This is a genomic window from Rhodococcus sp. MurmanLake-1, from assembly GCF_056945715.1.
Window position 1 is genome coordinate 1 of sequence record NZ_JBWZNF010000058.1, and the last position, 909, is coordinate 909.

General features: G+C 58.9%; 1 protein-coding gene. It reads right to left on the reverse strand.

The window, feature by feature from the left end:
- The coding region (locus AC2ETI_RS32575) for an AMP-binding protein (protein ID WP_483635048.1) at nt 1-909 on the reverse strand (909 nt) is incomplete at both ends.

The window sequence follows — 909 nt, forward strand, 5'->3', positions numbered from 1 at the left end:
GTTCCAACGGACCAAATCACCCGTCCGATACATCCGCTCCCCACCCGAACCGAACGGCGACGCCACAAACCGATCCGCACTCAAATCCGGACGACCCACATACCCCCGAGCCAACTGCACACCCGACAAATACAACTCACCCGCAACACCCACCGCAACCGGCCGAAGGCGCGAATCCAACACAAACACCCGGCAATTCCACTCCGGCACACCAATCGAGACCACAGACCCCGACCCAGCAGCCGTCACATCCGCAAACGTAAACGACACCGCCGCCTCAGTCGGACCATACAAATTATGCAACCGCGCCGACGACACCAACCCGAACTCACGCACCGCCTCCACCGGCAACGCCTCACCGATCACCAACACATCACGCAACGAACCCAACAACCCCGGATCCACCAACGACGAAAACGTCGACAACATCGTCGGCACAAAATCCGTCACCGACACACCCTGATCATCAATCACCGACGCCAAATACCCCGGATCCCGATGACCATCAGCCGACGCCAACACCAACACCGCACCCACCCGCAACGGCATGAAAAAACCCCACAACGACACATCGAACGTCGTCGCCGTCTTCTGCAAATACACATCAGACGACGTCAAGCGATACTCGCCCTGCATGAACTCCAACTGATTCACAATCGCCGCATGCGAGACCGCCACACCCTTCGGCCGACCCGTCGACCCCGACGTGAAAATCACATACGCCGTATTCGACGCCCGCAACGGCGAGCGCCGATCCACATCAGAAACCCGCGCACCCGAAAAACCAGACACATCAACAACATCCACACACACAACCCGACGACCCGACGCCACGAAACCATCACGCTCCGTCGACACCACACACACCGGATCAGCCGAATCCAACACATACTCATTACGCGAGGACGG